We start from the raw sequence: 15111 nt of genomic DNA, 5'->3' as shown, positions 1-15111 counted from the left end.
CGGTCACCGGACCGGGCGCGGACGGGCCGGGGACGGAGTCACCAGGCAACCGGGTAGCGGACCGGATGGCCTCCTATGCGGCCCGGCAACAGGCCGATCGCCACGAGCAGCACGGTGGCGAGTGCGAGCAGCGGAAGGAACGGGACCGGGTGCGGCGCCTGGAGCACCACGATGACCGACGTGGCGGCGGCCGGGGAGTGGGAGAGGTGGGTGAGCATCATCGCGCCCAGTGCCAGGCTGGCGGCCACCGCGGCGCCCCAGCCGGTGCTGCCGGTCACGGCGAGGGTGCCGAAGCCGATCGCCGCGGACAGCAACTGGCCACCGATCAGGTTGCGCGGTTGGGAGATCGGCAGCCCTGGCGCGCCGTGCACCAGGGCCGCGCTGGCCGCCAGGGGCGGGATCAGCAGCGGCTCGTGCAGCAGCACGCCGACCCCGACCAGGAGGAGCAGGGCCCCCAGGGCGAAGGCCGTGGCCCGCAACGCGTGCAACGGGTGCGGCCTAGGGGTGGCGGGGGACGGTGGTACGGACATGCAGGAACTCCAGGCAGGCAGGTGTGGCCCGCAGATCATAAACAAACTGTTGATTGAAGTGTGAACGTACTTGTGGGGCGCCTCACCGCGAGCGCGCTCCGTCCCGACCGCACCGCCCAGCACGCCCGCCCCCTCCGTCGCCACCTGGGAGAACGGTATAAAAGCGGTATGGTGCGACAAGCTCAGAGCCGCGACCCCCGACCACCCGCCAACCGACCGGCGGACGACCTGCACGAGACCGTGGAGGAGGTCGCCGCCGCCGTCATGACGGCGTCCCGGCTGTTCGTCGCGCTCTCCGCGCGGGCGCTCGCCGAGACGGAGCCGGCACTGACCCTGCCGCAGCTGCGCACCCTGGTGGTCCTGCACAGCGAGGGCCCGGTCAAGCTCGCCGCGCTCGCCTCCGGGCTGGACGTGAACCCCTCCACGGCGATGCGCATGGTCGACAGGTTGGAGGCCCGCGGCCTCGTGGACCGCCAGATGAACCCCGACAACCGCCGCGAAGTCATCCTGGCCCTCAAACCGCACGGCCGGCGCCTGGTCGAGCAGGTCCTGGCCCACCGCCACCAGGAGATCCAGACCATCGTCGCCAGTCTCCCCGCCGAACGGCGCGCCGAGTTGGTGCGGGGCCTGCGCGCCCTGACCGACGCGGCCGGCGAGCCGACCGCCGATTCACTGACCGACCCGTACTGAGCGGCGCGGCTGCGTCGGCCCGACCGGGCGCGGTTGGCGTTCGGCCGGACCGGCGGAACCGGGAGTGCTGACGGGGCTCGCACCGCGGGCCCCGTCAGCCTCAGGTGGGGACGGCGTCCGGCGCACGCCGGCGGCTGCCCGGCAGGAGTCGTTGCCGGTGGTGTTCTTCCGTCAGGTCGTGCCGTCGCGCGTGGAGCAGGTGGTGGAGGTTGAGCGTGCCCACCACGCGCGCGTCCGGGCCGTGGCTGACGACCGGAGCCCGGGTGACGTCGTGCTCGGCGAAGAGGTAGGCGGCGCGGCGCAGGGTGTCGTCGGGCCGGAGGGTGACCACCGTGGCCCCGCGATCGTCCGGCACCGCACCGCTCCCGAGGAGGTCGGCTTCCGTGGCGGGTGTCTGGTGGTCGGGGTTGCGGTCCATGACCTCTTCGACGAAGAAGGTCTCCAGCGGGTCGGTGGAGTACTCCCTGGTGAGGTGCAGACCGCGCCGGGCGATCTTCTCGGTGAGCACCGAGCGCTTGAGCAGCAGCGCCGACAGTGCGTAGGCGGCGGTGGACGAGATCAGCAGCGGCAGCACCGCGCCCCAGGCATGGGTGAGTTCCAGGGTGAAGACCACGCCGGTCAACGGTGACCGCATCACGCCGCCCACCACGGCGGCCAGTCCCATCATCGCCCAGAAGCCCGGGATGACGTGCGGGAAGACCAGGCCCTCCGCGGCGCCGACCGCGCCGCCGATCATGAAGACCGGAGCGAGCACCCCGCCGGAGGTGCCCGAGCCGAGCGAGAGCGACCAGATCAGGGTCTTGACGACGAGGATCCCGACGATGAGGGACACCGTGGCGCGGCCGGTCAGCAACTGCTGGATGACGTCGTAGCCGACGCCGAGCGCGCGCGGCTCGACCAGTCCGCCCAGGCCGATGACCAGTCCGCCGATGGCGGGCCACCACATCCAGTGGAAGGGCAGCCGGGCGAAGCCGTCCTCGGCCCGGTACACCAGCCACGTCGCGGCCACCGCCAGGGCGCCGCCGAGCAGCCCGGCCAGGACGCAGAGCACGTCGACCGTCGGGGCGACGTGCAGGCCGGCGGCGGAGACCGGGAAGATCGGCGCCGTACCCAACAGGAAGCCGCGCACCACGGTGCTGACCCCGACCGCCGCGACGACCGGCACGAAGCTGCGGGGGCGCCATTCGAAGAGCAGCAGTTCCACGGCGAGCAGCACGGCCGCCAGCGGTGAGTTGAAGGTGGCCGCCATGCCGGCCGCCGCCCCGGAGACCAGCAGCGTCTTGCGTTCGTCGGCGCTGAGCCGCAGGGCCTGCGCCAGGATCGAGCCGATCGCGCCGCCGGTCATGATGATCGGCCCCTCGGCGCCGAACGGGCCGCCGGTGCCGATGCTGATCGCCGCCGACACCGGTTTGAGCACCGCGACCCGCGGGGCGACCCGACTGCCGCCGGTCAGGATCGCCTCGATCGCTTCCGGCATGCCGTGCCCACGGATCTTCTCCGATCCGTAGCGGGCCATCGCACCGATCACCAGACCGCCGAGGACCGGCGCGCCCAGCACCAGCCACCACGGCCGGTGTTCCAGGCCCGGTGCGACCAACGAGGTCGACCAGCGTTGGTAGAACACCGCGTTGGTGACCAGCCCGATCAACCGCAACAGGGCCAGCGCCGCCACCGCCCCGGCGCCGCCCACCAGCAGCGCCCAGCCGCAGATCACCAGCATTCTCGGCTGGACGGTGAAGTCGCCGAGGTGGGCGCCTCGGTGCCCGGCCGTTCCCTTGCGCGTCCCGCTCACCGCAGCGCCCCGCCCCGTCGCAGAGGGCCGGCGCACCGTGCTCGCCGGCCCGGCCTTGGGCTCGCTTGTATGTTTTCCATACCGGAAGTATTGCAGTGTGCAAAAGTTGCCGGCAGGTGGTGTCCAGTACTCGGACGGGCCGGTGGTTGGCTCCCGGGAGCGGGCGCCATGCGACCGTGCGCCGCAACGCGCCGCACGCCCCCCCCCGCAGGCGTTCCCGCGACCGACCGACCGGGGCCCGTCACGCCAGGCACGGCAGCCCAGCCGCGCACCTCAGCGCACGCCGCGCTTCACTTCCGCCTGAGGCGTGGGCGCCATCGCGAAGTGGCACGTGAGGCAGGTGAGTTCACGGGCCGGCCGGGCGAGGGTCGACTGACCTACGCCGGCGAGCCGGTGCCCCGGCTCCAGAGCGACGTGGCAGTGCCGGAGACAGACACCGACGCCACAGTGATGACACACACCCACCGCATCGACGACCTCTTCGGCCCACGCGCAGTCGAAGCACTTCACGAGACTCACCCGCCTCCCGTGCGCCCACCCGGGCCCATTCTATCGACAGGAAAATATTGCAGTGAACAACGTTCTAGGGCTGCGCCCCGTGACGCCGAGCGGCCGGAGCCCGGCGCCCGGGAGCGCGTCGCCGCGCGGTGACGAACGGTGCGGCAGACAGGAGCACCACGCCCCCGGCCGCCCACAGCAGCTCCGCGCTCCGCGCCAGGCATGCCGCGACGAGCAGCGCAGCGCCCACCGCCACCTCCGCGTAGGCCATGGCGACACCGGCCCGGCGCCGCACGGCCGCCAAGGGCCGGCGACGCCGCCGCGGCGCACCCCCGAAGGTGCTCAGCAGCAGGGCCAGGTCGGGATCGTCCGCCAGGAAGTACTCCTCGATCTGAGCGAGGACCCGCCGGTCGCGCATGGGGAGACCCATGACCGCCTCCTCCCGGAGCAGTGCGCCTGCCCGCCCCCGACTACGTGGTGGACTCCGGTGGCGCCCCGGTCGCCATGGCGAGACGGGTGGCGGCCAGGCCGAGGGCCAGGGTCACGGCGCCGATCCAGACGTTGTTCCAGATCAGTCCGGCCGTGGGGCGGTGACCCGCGGTCACGACCCAGGGCGAGATGATCATCCAGACACCGATCACCGCGCAGGTCCAGCTCAGTCGGTACATCCGCTCCGGCGACCGGGTCAGCCCGAGACCGATCACGGTCAGCACGAGGCCGATGATGAGGTTGTTCACCGCCAGTTCAGGGCTGGTGAGCCGGAAGTGCACCACCCAAGGCGAGATCGCCGTATACATACCGGCGAGCAGGACCAGTCCGTCGAGGGCGGTCGCCTGGCGTCCGGAGAGCAGGCGGGCGTAGCGCTCCCGCATCTCGGCCACGTCCGGGTGGCTGGTGATGTCCGTGGTTGCGTGATGGGAGAGATCCGACATTCGAATCGCTTCCTCTCAGATGCTTCGAATGGCGTCACCTCCAGAATACCATTGCATTCTGCAATAATGCAGGTCACGGTCCGCGTCAGCACTCCCCCAGGCCGCGGGCCGCGACGAGGTCGGCACTCCCGTCGGCCAGCCGGTAGGAGAGCCCCACCACCGCCGCCCGGCCGTCCGCCACCCGCTGGGCCAGCGCCCGGGAGCGGTTCAGGAGCAGGTCGACGGTGTGCCCCACGTGCTCGGCGAGGATCTCGCCGGGCCGCACGCGCCCGGCCGCCCGCGCCGCCAGCACGCTGGGGGTGACGCGCTCGACGACGTCACGGATGTAGCCGGCCGGCGTCACACCGGTTTCGAGCGCGGCGCAGGCGGCACCGATCGCCCCGCACGAGTCGTGACCGAGGACCACGACCAGCGGACAGTCCAGTACCTCTACCCCGTATTCGACGCTGCCCAAGACCTCCGCTCCGACGACGTGCCCGGCGGTGCGGACGACGAAGAGGTCGCCCAGGCCGCGGTCGAAGATGACCTCGGCGGCCAGGCGCGAGTCGGAGCACCCGAAGAGGACGGCGAACGGGCGTTGGGCCGGCGCGGTCTCGGCGCGCCGCGCGGCGTCCTGGTTGGGGTGTGCGGGGGTACCGGCGACGAACCGTTGATTGCCGGCGCGCAGCAGCTCGAAGGCCCGACGGGGAGCGGGAAGGGTCATGTCGTTCATAGCTCCCCATCGTCGGGCGCCTCAACCGCCGGGTTCGGCCGGCACCGCGCGTCCCGGGAGGTCCTTCATCATTTCGAAGTACATGCCATTGGCAAATATTGCAAAGCGCAAGAAAAACTACGTATAACTCTCATCAACCCTCCCCTGATTGCGCGTCAGGAGGGCGCCGGCGGGGTCAAGCTGATGCCGGTGGAACGCGACCGCCCCGGCACGGGGGCCCGAGTGGTCTGCGCCACCATCCGCGTACCGTGAAAGGAGCGACGGTGGTGGTACGACGCGGTACCCGCAAGGAAGCTGAACGCGTGGCGGCGGTCGCCGCAGAGCAACTGCTGCGGATCGGAACGTCCTTGCGGAGGTCCCCCACGACGCCGGACCTGAGGGCGGTCTACCGGACCGACCAGAGCGTCAACGACACGCCCTACCGGGAACGTTGGGCCCACGACCGGGTCGTCCGTTCCACGCACGGAGTGAACTGCACCGGCTCGTGCTCGTGGAAGGTGTACGTCAAGGACGGCGTGATCACCTGGGAGACGCAGGAGACCGACTACCCGTCGGTCGGCCCGGACCGGCCGGAGTACGAGCCGCGCGGGTGTCCGCGGGGCGCCTCGTTCTCCTGGTACACCTACTCACCGACCCGGGTGCGCTACCCGCACGCGCGCGGGGTCCTCCTGGAGCTCTACCGCGAGGCACGCCAGCGGCTGGGTGATCCGGTCGCGGCCTGGGCCGAGATCACCGGCGACCCCGACAAGCGTCTCCGCTACCAGTCGGCGCGCGGCAAGGGCGGCCTGGTGCGGATCGGGTGGGACGAGGCCCTGGAGATCGCGGCCGCCGCCCACGTCCACACCATCGCGGCGTACGGCCCCGACCGGGTCGCCGGCTTCTCGCCGATCCCGGCGATGTCGATGGCCTCGCACGCGGTCGGCGCCCGGTTCATGTCGCTGATCGGCGCGCCGATGGTCTCCTTCTACGACTGGTACGCGGACCTGCCGATCGCCTCGCCGCAGGTCTTCGGCGACCAGACGGACGTACCGGAGTCCGGTGACTGGTGGGACGCCGCGTACCTGATGCTGTGGGGCTCCAACGTGCCGGTGACCCGCACCCCGGACGCGCACTGGATGGCCGAGGCCCGCTACCGCGGCCAGAAGGTGGTGGTGGTCTCCCCGGACTACGCGGACGCGACCAAGTTCGCCGACGAGTGGCTGCATCCGCACCCCGGCACCGACGGGGCGGTGGCGATGGCGATGGGGCACGTGATCCTCACCGAGTGCTTCGTCCGACGCCAGGTCCCGTACTTCGTCGAGTACGTCAAGCACTTCACCGACCTGCCGTTCCTGGTGGAACTCGACGAGCGGGACGGGGCGTTCGTCCCGGGGAAGTTCGTCACCGCCGCGACGCTGGGGCTGGAGGAGGACGACGCGGCGGCGGCTGCCTGGAAGCCGGTGCTGCTCGATGCGGCCTCCGGCCGGCCGGTCGTGCCGCACGGCACCCTCGGCGACCGCTGGTCCAAGGGCGGCCTCGGGCGCTGGAACCTGGACCTCAACGGGATCGAGCCGGCACTGACCTTCCACGAGGCGGGCGGTACGGTCCTGCCGGTGCTGATGCCGCGCTTCGACACCCCGGATGCCGTGCGGTGCGGCGTCCCGGTGCGGGAGATCGGCGGCCGGAAAGTGACCACGGTCTTCGACCTGCTGCTCGCCCAGTACGGCGTCGCGCGGCCGGGGCTGCCGGGTGACTGGCCGGCGGACTACGACGACGCCGCGCGGCCCTACACCCCTGCCTGGCAGGAGACGATCACCTCGGTGCCGGCGGGCGCGGTGGTGCGCGCGGCCCGGGAGTTCGCGCACACCGCCGAGAAGACCCGCGGCCGCTGCATGATCATCATGGGGGCGGGCACCAACCACTGGTTCCACTCCGACACCATCTACCGGTCGTTCCTCACCCTGCTGCTGCTCACCGGCTGCCAGGGCGTGAACGGCGGCGGGTGGGCCCACTACGTCGGGCAGGAGAAGGTCCGTCCGTACGCCGGCTGGCAGCAGCTGCAGTCCGCGGCGGACTGGGTGCGACCGTCACGCCAGGTGGCCGGCACGCCGTATTGGTACCTGCACACCGACCAGTGGCGGTACGACGGCCAGGACGCCGGCACGCTGGCCGCGCCGACCGGCGGCGGGACGTTCGCCGGTCGGCACGCCGCCGACCTGGTCGCCCAGTCGATGCGGCTGGGCTGGATGCCGGCCGCCCCCGCGTTCACCGCCAACCCCCTCGACCTGGGCCGCCGGGTGCACGAGTCGGGCCACGAACCCGGCGAGTGGGCCGCCGCCGAACTCGCCGCCGGCCGCCTGGCGTTCGCCTGTGAGGACCCGGACGACCCGGCCAACTGGCCGCGGGTGCTGACCGTGTGGCGGGCCAACCTGATCGGCTCCTCGGCGAAGGGCAACGAGTTCTTCCTGCGGCACCTGCTCGGGGCGAGCGACAACGCCCGGGCGGAGGAGGCCCCGGACGCGGGCCGGCCGCGCGACCTCGCCTGGCACGACGAGGCCCCCCGCGGCAAGTTGGACCTGCTGCTGGCCCTGGACTTCCGGATGACCTCCACCACGCTGATGGCGGACCTGGTCCTGCCCGCCGCGACCTGGTACGAGAAGCACGACCTGTCCAGCACCGACATGCACCCCTACGTGCACGCCTTCTCCCCCGCGATCAACCCGCCCTGGCAGGCCCGCACCGACTTCGAGGTCTTCCACGGACTCGCCACCCGCTTCAGCGAACTGGCCGTCGGCCGACTGGACACCGCGTACGACCTGGTGGCCACCCCACCACAGCACGACACCCCGGGCGAGACGGCCCAACCGGGCGGCACACCGCGGGACTGGCGGGACGGCGCACCGCCGGAGCCGGGCCGCAACCTCCCGGTGTTCACCGTCGTCGAACGGGACTACCCGGCCGTCGCCGCGAAGTTGGCGGCGTTCGGACCGCTCGCCGAGGAACATGGCATGACGGTCAAGGGCATCACCGTCCACCCGGCGCCGGAGGCCCGTTGGCTGGCCGAGCGCTGCGGCACCGTCGCCGACGGCCCGGCCCGCGGGCGGCCCCGCCTGGACACCGACGTGAAGATGTGCGAGGCGATCCTGGCCCTGTCCGGGACCACCAACGGGCGCCTGGCCGCCGAGGGCTTCGAGCGCCTGGCCGAGCGGTGCGGGCCGGGCAGCGGCTTCGCTTCGCTCGCCGAGTCGGTCCGCGAGCGGCGGGTGGTCTTCTCCGACACCCAGAACCGGCCGGTCCAGGTCGGATCCAGCTTCGAATGGTCCGGCAAGGAGGCCCCGGACCGCCGCTACGCGCCGTTCACCGTCAACACCGAACACCGCAAGCCCTGGCACACCCTCACCGGGCGCCAACACTTCTACCTCGACCACGACTGGATGGCCGAACTCGGCGAGCAACTGCCCGTCTACCGCCCGCCGTTGGACCACGCGGCGGTGCAGGGCAGCGGACCGGTCGAGGACGACGCGCGTTCGGTGACGGTCCGCTACCTCACCCCGCACTCCAAGTGGTCGATCCACTCCGAGTACCAGGAGAACCTCCTCATGCAGACCCTGGCCCGCGGCGGGCCGGTCATCTGGATGAGCGTCGCCGACGCCGAGGCCATCGGCGTCGCGGACAACGACTGGATCGAGGCGGTCAATCCCAACGGCGTGGTGACCGCCCGGGCCGTGGTCTCGCACCGGATGCCGGCCGGCACGGTGTTCATGTACCACGTCCAAGAACGCCTGGTGAACGTCCCGCGCACCCAGGCGACCGGACGCCGCGGCGGCGTGCACAACGCCCTCACCCGCCTGCTGATCAAACCCACCCACCTCATCGGCGGCTACGGACAGTTGTCGTTCGCCCCCAACTACTACGGGCCCACCGGCAACCAGCGGGACGCGGTCACCGTCATCCGCCGCCGCACCCAGCACGTGGAGTACTGAAGATGTCCCGTCGCAAGACCCCCGTCGGACGCTGCATGGCGCAGGTCGCCATGGTCATGAACCTCGACAAGTGCATCGGCTGCCACACCTGCTCGGTCACCTGCAAACAGACCTGGACCAACCGCCAGGGCACCGAGTACGCGTGGTTCAACAACGTCGAGACCCGCCCCGGCCAGGGCTATCCCCGCGGCCACGAGGACCAGGACAAGTGGAAGGGCGGGTGGCGCCTGGACGGCCGGGGCCGCCTCGTGCCGCGCTCCGGCGGCCTCGCCCGCCGCCTGGCCCGGCTCTTCGCCAACCCCGAACTCCCCTCGCTCGACGACTACTACGAGCCCTGGACCTACGACTACGAGACGCTGATCTCCGCGCCCCTGGGCGAGGACCTGCCGACCGCCCGCCCGCGCTCCCTGATCGACGGCCGGCCCACGGCGGTCACCTGGGGCCCCAACTGGGACGACGACCTCGGCGGCGGACCCGAGCACCTGGCCGGCGATCCGGTGCTGCGCCGGATGAACGACCAGGTCGCGCTGGAGTACGAGCAGGCGTTCATGTTCTACCTGCCGCGGATCTGCGAACACTGCCTCAACCCGTCCTGCGTCGCGGTCTGTCCCTCCGGCGCGCTCTACAAACGTATCGAGGACGGCATCGTCCTGGTCGACCAGGACCGCTGCCGCGGCTGGCGGATGTGCGTCAGCGGCTGCCCGTACAAGAAGGTGTACTTCAACCACAGCACCGGCAAGGCCGAGAAGTGCACCCTGTGCTACCCGCGCATCGAGGCCGGCGAACCCACCGTCTGCTCGGAGACCTGCGTCGGCCGGCTGCGCTACCTCGGCGTCATTCTCTACGACGCGGACAAGGCCGGTGAGGCCGCCGCCGTCCCCGACGAGCGGGACCTGTACGAGGCCCAACTCGACTGTTTCCTCGACCCCGACGATCCCGAGGTCGTCCGGGCCGCCGAGGAGTCCGGCATCCCGCACGACTGGATCACCGCCGCCCGGCACTCCCCCGTCCGCGACCTGATCACCCGCTACCGGGTCGCCCTCCCCCTCCATCCCGAGTACCGCACCCTGCCCATGGTCTGGTACGTCCCCCCGCTCTCCCCCGTCGTCGACGCCCTGACCCGCAGCGGCCACGACGGCGAGGACCCCGCCAACCTCTTCGGCGCCATCGACACGCTCCGCATCCCCCTCGACTACCTGGCCGGGCTGTTCACCGCCGGGGACCCCGCACCGGTCGAGGCCGCGCTGTGCCGGCTCGCCGCGATGCGCGCGCACATGCGCCGGATCAACCTCGGTGAGGAACGGAACCCGGACATCGCCCGCGGCGTCGGCATGGACGAGCAGTCCATCGAAGCCATGTACCGGCTGCTGGCGCTGGCCAAGTACGAGGAGCGCTACGTCATCCCCACCGGATACACCGTCGACACCGACCGCAACGCCGACCCCGGGGACGGGTGCAGCCTGGAGGGGCACGGCGGACCCGGCATGTACGACACGGACGCCTTCCACGCCCCACCGGTGGCCGCCGCCGGTGCGCCCAAGGGCCGCCTGCGCGACCGGGTCAACCTGCTGAACTGGAACGGTCGGGGCCGACCACAGGGCCTGTTCCCGCCCCGCGGCGAAGAGGGCGGCAGCCGATGAACCGCCACCGCGCCGTGCACCAGGCGGCCGCCCTGCTCCTGTCGTACCCCGACCCGAACTGGCCCGAGCGGGTCGCGCACGTCACCGCCGCGCTCGACCAACTGCGCGGCCCGGAGGTCGAGTTGTTGCTCCGCTTCTGCCGCGGGGCGGCGCAGGCCCCGACCCTGGAGCTGGCGGCGCGTTACGTCACCACCTTCGACCGCACGCGACGCCGGACCCTGCACCTGACCCACTACACCGACGGCGACACCCGCCGCCGCGGTGCCTCCCTCGCCGCGCTCAAGGCCCGCTACCGTGCCCACGGCTGGCAGCCCGACGACGGCGAGCTCCCCGACTTCCTCCCCGCCCTGCTCGAATTCGCAGCCCGTTGCCCCCAGGCGGGCACACCCCTGCTCCACCAGTACCGCGGCGCCGTGGACCTGCTCGCCCGGGCCCTCGACGCCCACCACAGCCCCTATGTCGACGTCCTGCGGGCCGTCCAGCGCACGGTGCCGGCCGGCCCGCCGCCGGCGCCCGTGGCGGACGCCCCGACACCCGTCCCCTTCCCCCTCCTGACCGCCCTGGGCGACGAAGGAGTCCGCCGGTGACCACGCACGTGCGCATCGCCCTGTGGGGCGTCCTGCCCTACCTGTCCCTGACCGTCCTGATCGCCGGCACGCTCTGGCGCTACCGCTACGACCGCTTCAGCTTCACCACCCGCTCCAGTCAGCTCCACGAGGCCCGGATGCTGCGCGTCGGCGGCCCGCTGTTCCACTACGCCCTGCTGTTCGTCGCCGGCGGCCACGTCATGGGGCTGCTCGTGCCCGAAGCCCTCACCCAACGGCTCCGGGTCAGCGAGACGATGTATCATACGGTCGCGCTCACCATGGGCGGGGCGGCCGGCATCGCGGCCGTCTGCGGCCTGGCGGTCCTGCTCTGGCGCCGGCTGCGGGTGCCCGCCGTCCGCCAGGCGACGAGCCGCAGCGACCGCCTGGTCTATCCGCTGCTGACGGTCGTGCTGCTGGCGGGACTCACCGCCACCGCTTCGTCGGTGGCCAACCCCTACGACTACCGCCTCGGCGTGTCCGTCTGGTTCCGCAGCCTGTTCGCCCTCGACCCCGACGTCCCGGCGATGGCACACGCGCCGCTGGTGTACCAGGTCCACGCCCTGCTGGCCATGGCCCTCTTCGCCCTCTGGCCCTTCAGCCGGCTCATCCACGCCTTCACCGCCCCCGTCGGCTATCTGATCCGGCCCTACGTCGTCTACCGCTCCCGGGCCCGCGCCACGCCCTACCGCCACCCCGCCACCGCGGGGCCCGTCCGCCGGAAGCCCGCCGTTCGGCGCAAGCGGATCGACGCACCGCACTGACCGGTACGCCGGCCCGCCCGCTCGGGCCGGCTTCCGCGCACCTCACCCCAGGCCGTCGCGGCCACCCGACGCGAGCGGGTTCGGTACGAGCCCGCCCGTGAGCCGCACCTCGTCCACGGGATCGACGGCCAACTCCCCGGCGGCCTGGATCAGGGCCTGCAACGCCGGTACCAGTCCCTCGCGTTGCTCGGCCGGCAACCGGCCCACCAGCGTGCGGATCTCGGCCCGGCGGTGCGCGAGCACCTGCTCCACCACGTCCCGTCCCGCCGGCGTGAGGCGCAGGACGACCTCGCGGCGGTTGTCCGGGTTGGCGCGGCGGTCGACCAGTCCGACGCCTTCGAGCTTGTCGACCATCCGCATCGCGGTCGACGGGTTCACTCCCAACGTGGTGGCCAGCGCGGCGAGTTTGAGTGGTTCGCAGCTCTCCAGCACCACCAGGGCCCGCAGTTGGGGCAGGGTCACGGCCTCGTCTATGGAGGAGAGGGCGCGCGCCGAGACGGCGATCAGCAGACGGGACGCCGTCATGACCGCCACCGTCACGTCCTCGGCCTCCGCGTCGAGGTCGGACCATGCGGCGGGCCGGCCGGAGGGTTGCTGCGGTGCGGCTTCGTCAAGGGGCATGGGGAAGGTTATACCGGCCCGGCCGCCCCCGGTACGCCCGCGACCGCACTTCGTCGCCGACCCCCCACCGACCTGGTGGTTCCGGCGCGCCCAGCGGTACGGACCTGGCGCAGCGGTTCGAGGCGGGGCACGGTCGTGCCGCCGGGACGGTACTTCAGGTCGGCGTACGACTCCCCGCGGGCGCAGGTCGTTCCGGGCCGCTCCAGGCGACGGGTCATCCGGTGCCGGGCGTCCGGTGCGCCGCGCTCCGTCGCCCGGAGGTCCGGTTCGCGCCAGGCACCGCAGTCCCGTCAACGGCACCGGACACGGCGCCGACCAGACACCGCAGTGGTGCCTGGTCGGTACGGGTGTCGCAGCGGGGCTCCGGGGCCGCGCGCCGGCGGCGGCGCGGCCCCGGGGGCTCACACGCGGTCAGCGACGATCAGCAGGTACTGGAAGCTCCCGTTGCGGTAGGCGTTCAAGAAGGTGTCCTCGATGCCGGTGACCAGGTGGTCGGCCTCGCGGCGCAGCTCCCAGTACGGAAGCGCGGCCTCGGTGAGGTCCTCGACGTGCACGGGGACCAGCCGGTTGCGGGCCATGGCGTTGAAGTACGCCGAGCGCGGGTGGATGTCGCAGATGTAGTGGGCGTTGATCAGCGACACCTCGCGGGAGGCACGGCCGTAGGCGTCGTTGTAGCAGCCGGTGATGGTGACGTACCGGCCACCGCGCCGCAGCAACCGCGCGTGCTCCGCGAACAGCAGGTCCAGCTCCACGTACATGGTCGACTCGTTGTTCCACGACGCCGAGTAGGCGCCGGTGGTGAAGCCGGTGTCGAGCATGTTGCGGTGGTGGTACCGCACCTTGTCGTCGATGCCGCGCTTGCGGGCCTGCTCGTTGGCGAACTCGGCCTGCTTGGCGGAGATGGTGACGCCGTCGGCGTGGCAGCCGTAGCGCAGGTTCGCCACCACGCTGCCGCCGCCGCGTCCGCAGCCGGCGTCGAAGACGCGGTCGGAGGGGTCGAGGTCACCGAGGTGGGAGGCGAGGAGGTCGGCCTGGGCGTGCTCCAGGCGGTGCAGTTCGCCGGTGACCCGCTCGCGGCGCCGGTCGGCGTCCTGCTCGTCCAGCACCGAACGGTCGGCGTCCCCGATGCCGTAGTGGTGGTGGTACAGGTCGTCGATCTTGCCGAGTTCGAGGTTGACCGGGTTCTCCTCGGCGTTCCAGTAGTCCGCGACCCGTGACTGGTACGTGGACTGGGTCGGCACCGGCGTGCGGGTGGCGGTGTCGGCGTGTGCGATGGTCAACGGTGACTCCTTGCAGTGGTACGTGGATCGGTCTACCAGTAGTTGGGCAGCTGGTAGCGGTCGGTGTTGGTGGCGTGCCATTCGTGGTTGCCGGCGACCCAGTCGGCCAGGCCCCGGACGTACCTCTCCAGGAGTGGGGAGAGGGCGGCCAAGGGAGCCGACTCGGTCTCGAACGCCTCGAAGACCTGGTTGTGGATCTCGACGCTCTTGAGGTAGGCGGCCTTGAGGCCGCGCTTGTCGTTGGCGGCCACCACTTGCGGCAGGTTCAGGTGGGTCGGGTCGCTGGCCAGCTCCTTGGTGAAGGAGTACAGGTCGTTGACGATGGTCGTGGCGTTGCACGCCAGGGCGGTGACCCGCTGAACCTCGGGTCGGGCGTAGAGCGCCTCGGGCAGTTCGTAGCCGTCCACCGCGTCGACGATGGACAGGCAGGGGCGGAAGTTGTTGAACTGCCGCATGACCAGGTACTCCCAGACCTGCGGTGCGTACCGCGACTGCGACCAGGACGCCTCGGCGAGGTAGCCGAGATGCAGCCGGGCCATGTCGTGCACGAACCGGTCGGTCTGGCTGGGCGTGGCGACGGCCGCGTAGTCCTTCATCGCCCAGTAGTACGAGCGCAGCGGGCCGTCGGCCTGCATGCCCGCCAGCCACTCCGCTTCCAGCGCGGGGGTGCCGTGGTACGGGTCGAGCGCCGACTGGGCCAGGATCAGGCGACCACCGAGGACGCTGCGCGAGGCGCCCCGGCCCTCGTCCTCCTCGCAGTAGCAACTGTCGACGACGTTCTCGGCGAGCAGGAACTTGCCGGCGGCGGTGAGGCGTTCGAGGTCGGCCGCGCCGGGGTGTTGCAGGACGACGGCGCGGCCGCACTGGAACTCCGCGAAGTCGCCGCTCCATTGGGCGGGGAAGAGGTCCAGACCTCGGGCCCAGGTTTCCAGCCGGCGGTCGATCTCCTTGGCCTTCTCCGGGTCGGCGGGGGCGGCGGGCCGGTACACGAGGCCGGGCACCGCACCGCTGCGGCGGGCCCGCAGGTCACGGGCGAGGTGGGGCGGCCCGGGCAGCGAGAACCCGGTGTCGGTGTTGGGGGGCGTGCTCATGCTTCAGACTCCACC

13 protein-coding genes are annotated in these 15111 nt (G+C 71.9%); 5 read left to right on the top strand and 8 right to left on the bottom strand.

Going from position 1 to position 15111, the window contains the following annotated elements:
- Positions 1-38: 38 nt before the first annotated feature.
- Complete coding sequence (locus ACLJT4_RS33235) at positions 39-530, bottom strand: HPP family protein (protein WP_411128081.1); 492 nt, start codon at positions 528-530, stop codon at positions 39-41.
- A 168-nt stretch (positions 531-698) separates the two neighbouring features.
- Here ACLJT4_RS33235 and ACLJT4_RS33230 point away from each other — a divergent pair, with 168 nt between their 5' ends.
- Complete coding sequence (locus ACLJT4_RS33230; RefSeq protein ID WP_411128079.1) at positions 699-1220, top strand: MarR family winged helix-turn-helix transcriptional regulator; 522 nt, start codon at positions 699-701, stop codon at positions 1218-1220.
- A gap of 100 nt (positions 1221-1320) precedes the next feature.
- Here the strand turns inward: ACLJT4_RS33230 and ACLJT4_RS33225 are convergent, their stop codons facing one another.
- The 4 genes from ACLJT4_RS33225 to ACLJT4_RS33210 form a co-directional block, all read right to left on the bottom strand.
- Positions 1321-3012 carry a chloride channel protein gene (locus ACLJT4_RS33225; RefSeq protein WP_411128077.1) on the bottom strand — a complete coding sequence of 564 codons (1692 nt, stop codon included), beginning with the start codon at positions 3010-3012 and terminating at the stop codon, positions 1321-1323.
- A gap of 583 nt (positions 3013-3595) precedes the next feature.
- Entirely contained in the window at positions 3596-3940 is a 345-nt protein-coding gene (locus ACLJT4_RS33220) for a DUF3040 domain-containing protein (RefSeq protein WP_411128075.1), read from the bottom strand.
- Positions 3941-3980: 40 nt separating this feature from the next.
- Positions 3981-4442, bottom strand: a complete 462-nt coding sequence (locus ACLJT4_RS33215) for an SPW repeat protein (protein ID WP_411128073.1) — start codon at positions 4440-4442, stop codon at positions 3981-3983.
- Positions 4443-4527: 85 nt separating this feature from the next.
- Complete coding sequence (locus ACLJT4_RS33210) at positions 4528-5154, bottom strand: carbonic anhydrase (RefSeq protein WP_411128071.1); 627 nt, start codon at positions 5152-5154, stop codon at positions 4528-4530.
- A 266-nt stretch (positions 5155-5420) separates the two neighbouring features.
- Between ACLJT4_RS33210 and ACLJT4_RS33205 the strand changes: the two genes are divergently transcribed.
- From ACLJT4_RS33205 to narI, 4 genes are read left to right on the top strand one after another with little or no spacing between them, the layout of a single operon-like run.
- Positions 5421-9116: a nitrate reductase subunit alpha gene (locus tag ACLJT4_RS33205; protein ID WP_411128190.1), complete on the top strand. Its 3696-nt coding sequence runs from the start codon at positions 5421-5423 to the stop codon at positions 9114-9116.
- A gap of 2 nt (positions 9117-9118) precedes the next feature.
- Positions 9119-10756, top strand: coding sequence for a nitrate reductase subunit beta (gene narH, locus ACLJT4_RS33200; RefSeq protein ID WP_411128069.1), 1638 nt, complete (start codon positions 9119-9121; stop codon positions 10754-10756).
- Positions 10753-11343: a nitrate reductase molybdenum cofactor assembly chaperone gene (gene narJ / locus ACLJT4_RS33195; protein ID WP_411128067.1), complete on the top strand. Its 591-nt coding sequence runs from the start codon at positions 10753-10755 to the stop codon at positions 11341-11343. Before narH ends, narJ begins: the two co-directional genes overlap by 4 nt.
- Complete coding sequence (narI, locus tag ACLJT4_RS33190) at positions 11340-12104, top strand: respiratory nitrate reductase subunit gamma (RefSeq protein ID WP_411128065.1); 765 nt, start codon at positions 11340-11342, stop codon at positions 12102-12104. Before narJ ends, narI begins: the two co-directional genes overlap by 4 nt.
- Before the next feature lie 42 nt (positions 12105-12146).
- Here narI and ACLJT4_RS33185 read toward each other — a convergent pair whose 3' ends face one another.
- The 3 genes from ACLJT4_RS33185 to ACLJT4_RS33175 all read right to left on the bottom strand — a co-directional run bounded on the left by ACLJT4_RS33185 (position 12147) and on the right by ACLJT4_RS33175 (position 15096).
- Entirely contained in the window at positions 12147-12725 is a 579-nt protein-coding gene (locus ACLJT4_RS33185; protein WP_275460884.1) for a MarR family winged helix-turn-helix transcriptional regulator, read from the bottom strand.
- Positions 12726-13126: 401 nt separating this feature from the next.
- A complete protein-coding gene (locus tag ACLJT4_RS33180; RefSeq protein ID WP_411128063.1) occupies positions 13127-14005 on the bottom strand; it encodes a geranyl diphosphate 2-C-methyltransferase in 879 nt (292 codons plus the stop codon).
- Between the two features lie 32 nt (positions 14006-14037).
- Positions 14038-15096 carry a family 2 encapsulin nanocompartment cargo protein terpene cyclase gene (locus tag ACLJT4_RS33175; protein WP_411128061.1) on the bottom strand — a complete coding sequence of 353 codons (1059 nt, stop codon included), beginning with the start codon at positions 15094-15096 and terminating at the stop codon, positions 14038-14040.
- Positions 15097-15111 lie beyond the last annotated feature (15 nt).

This window comes from Streptomyces sp. x-19 (genome assembly GCF_046549115.1).
GTDB lineage: Bacteria > Actinomycetota > Actinomycetes > Streptomycetales > Streptomycetaceae > Streptomyces > Streptomyces albulus_C.
The sequence above is the reverse complement of the archived record's forward strand: the minus strand, read 5'-3'. Positions and strand labels throughout refer to the sequence as shown.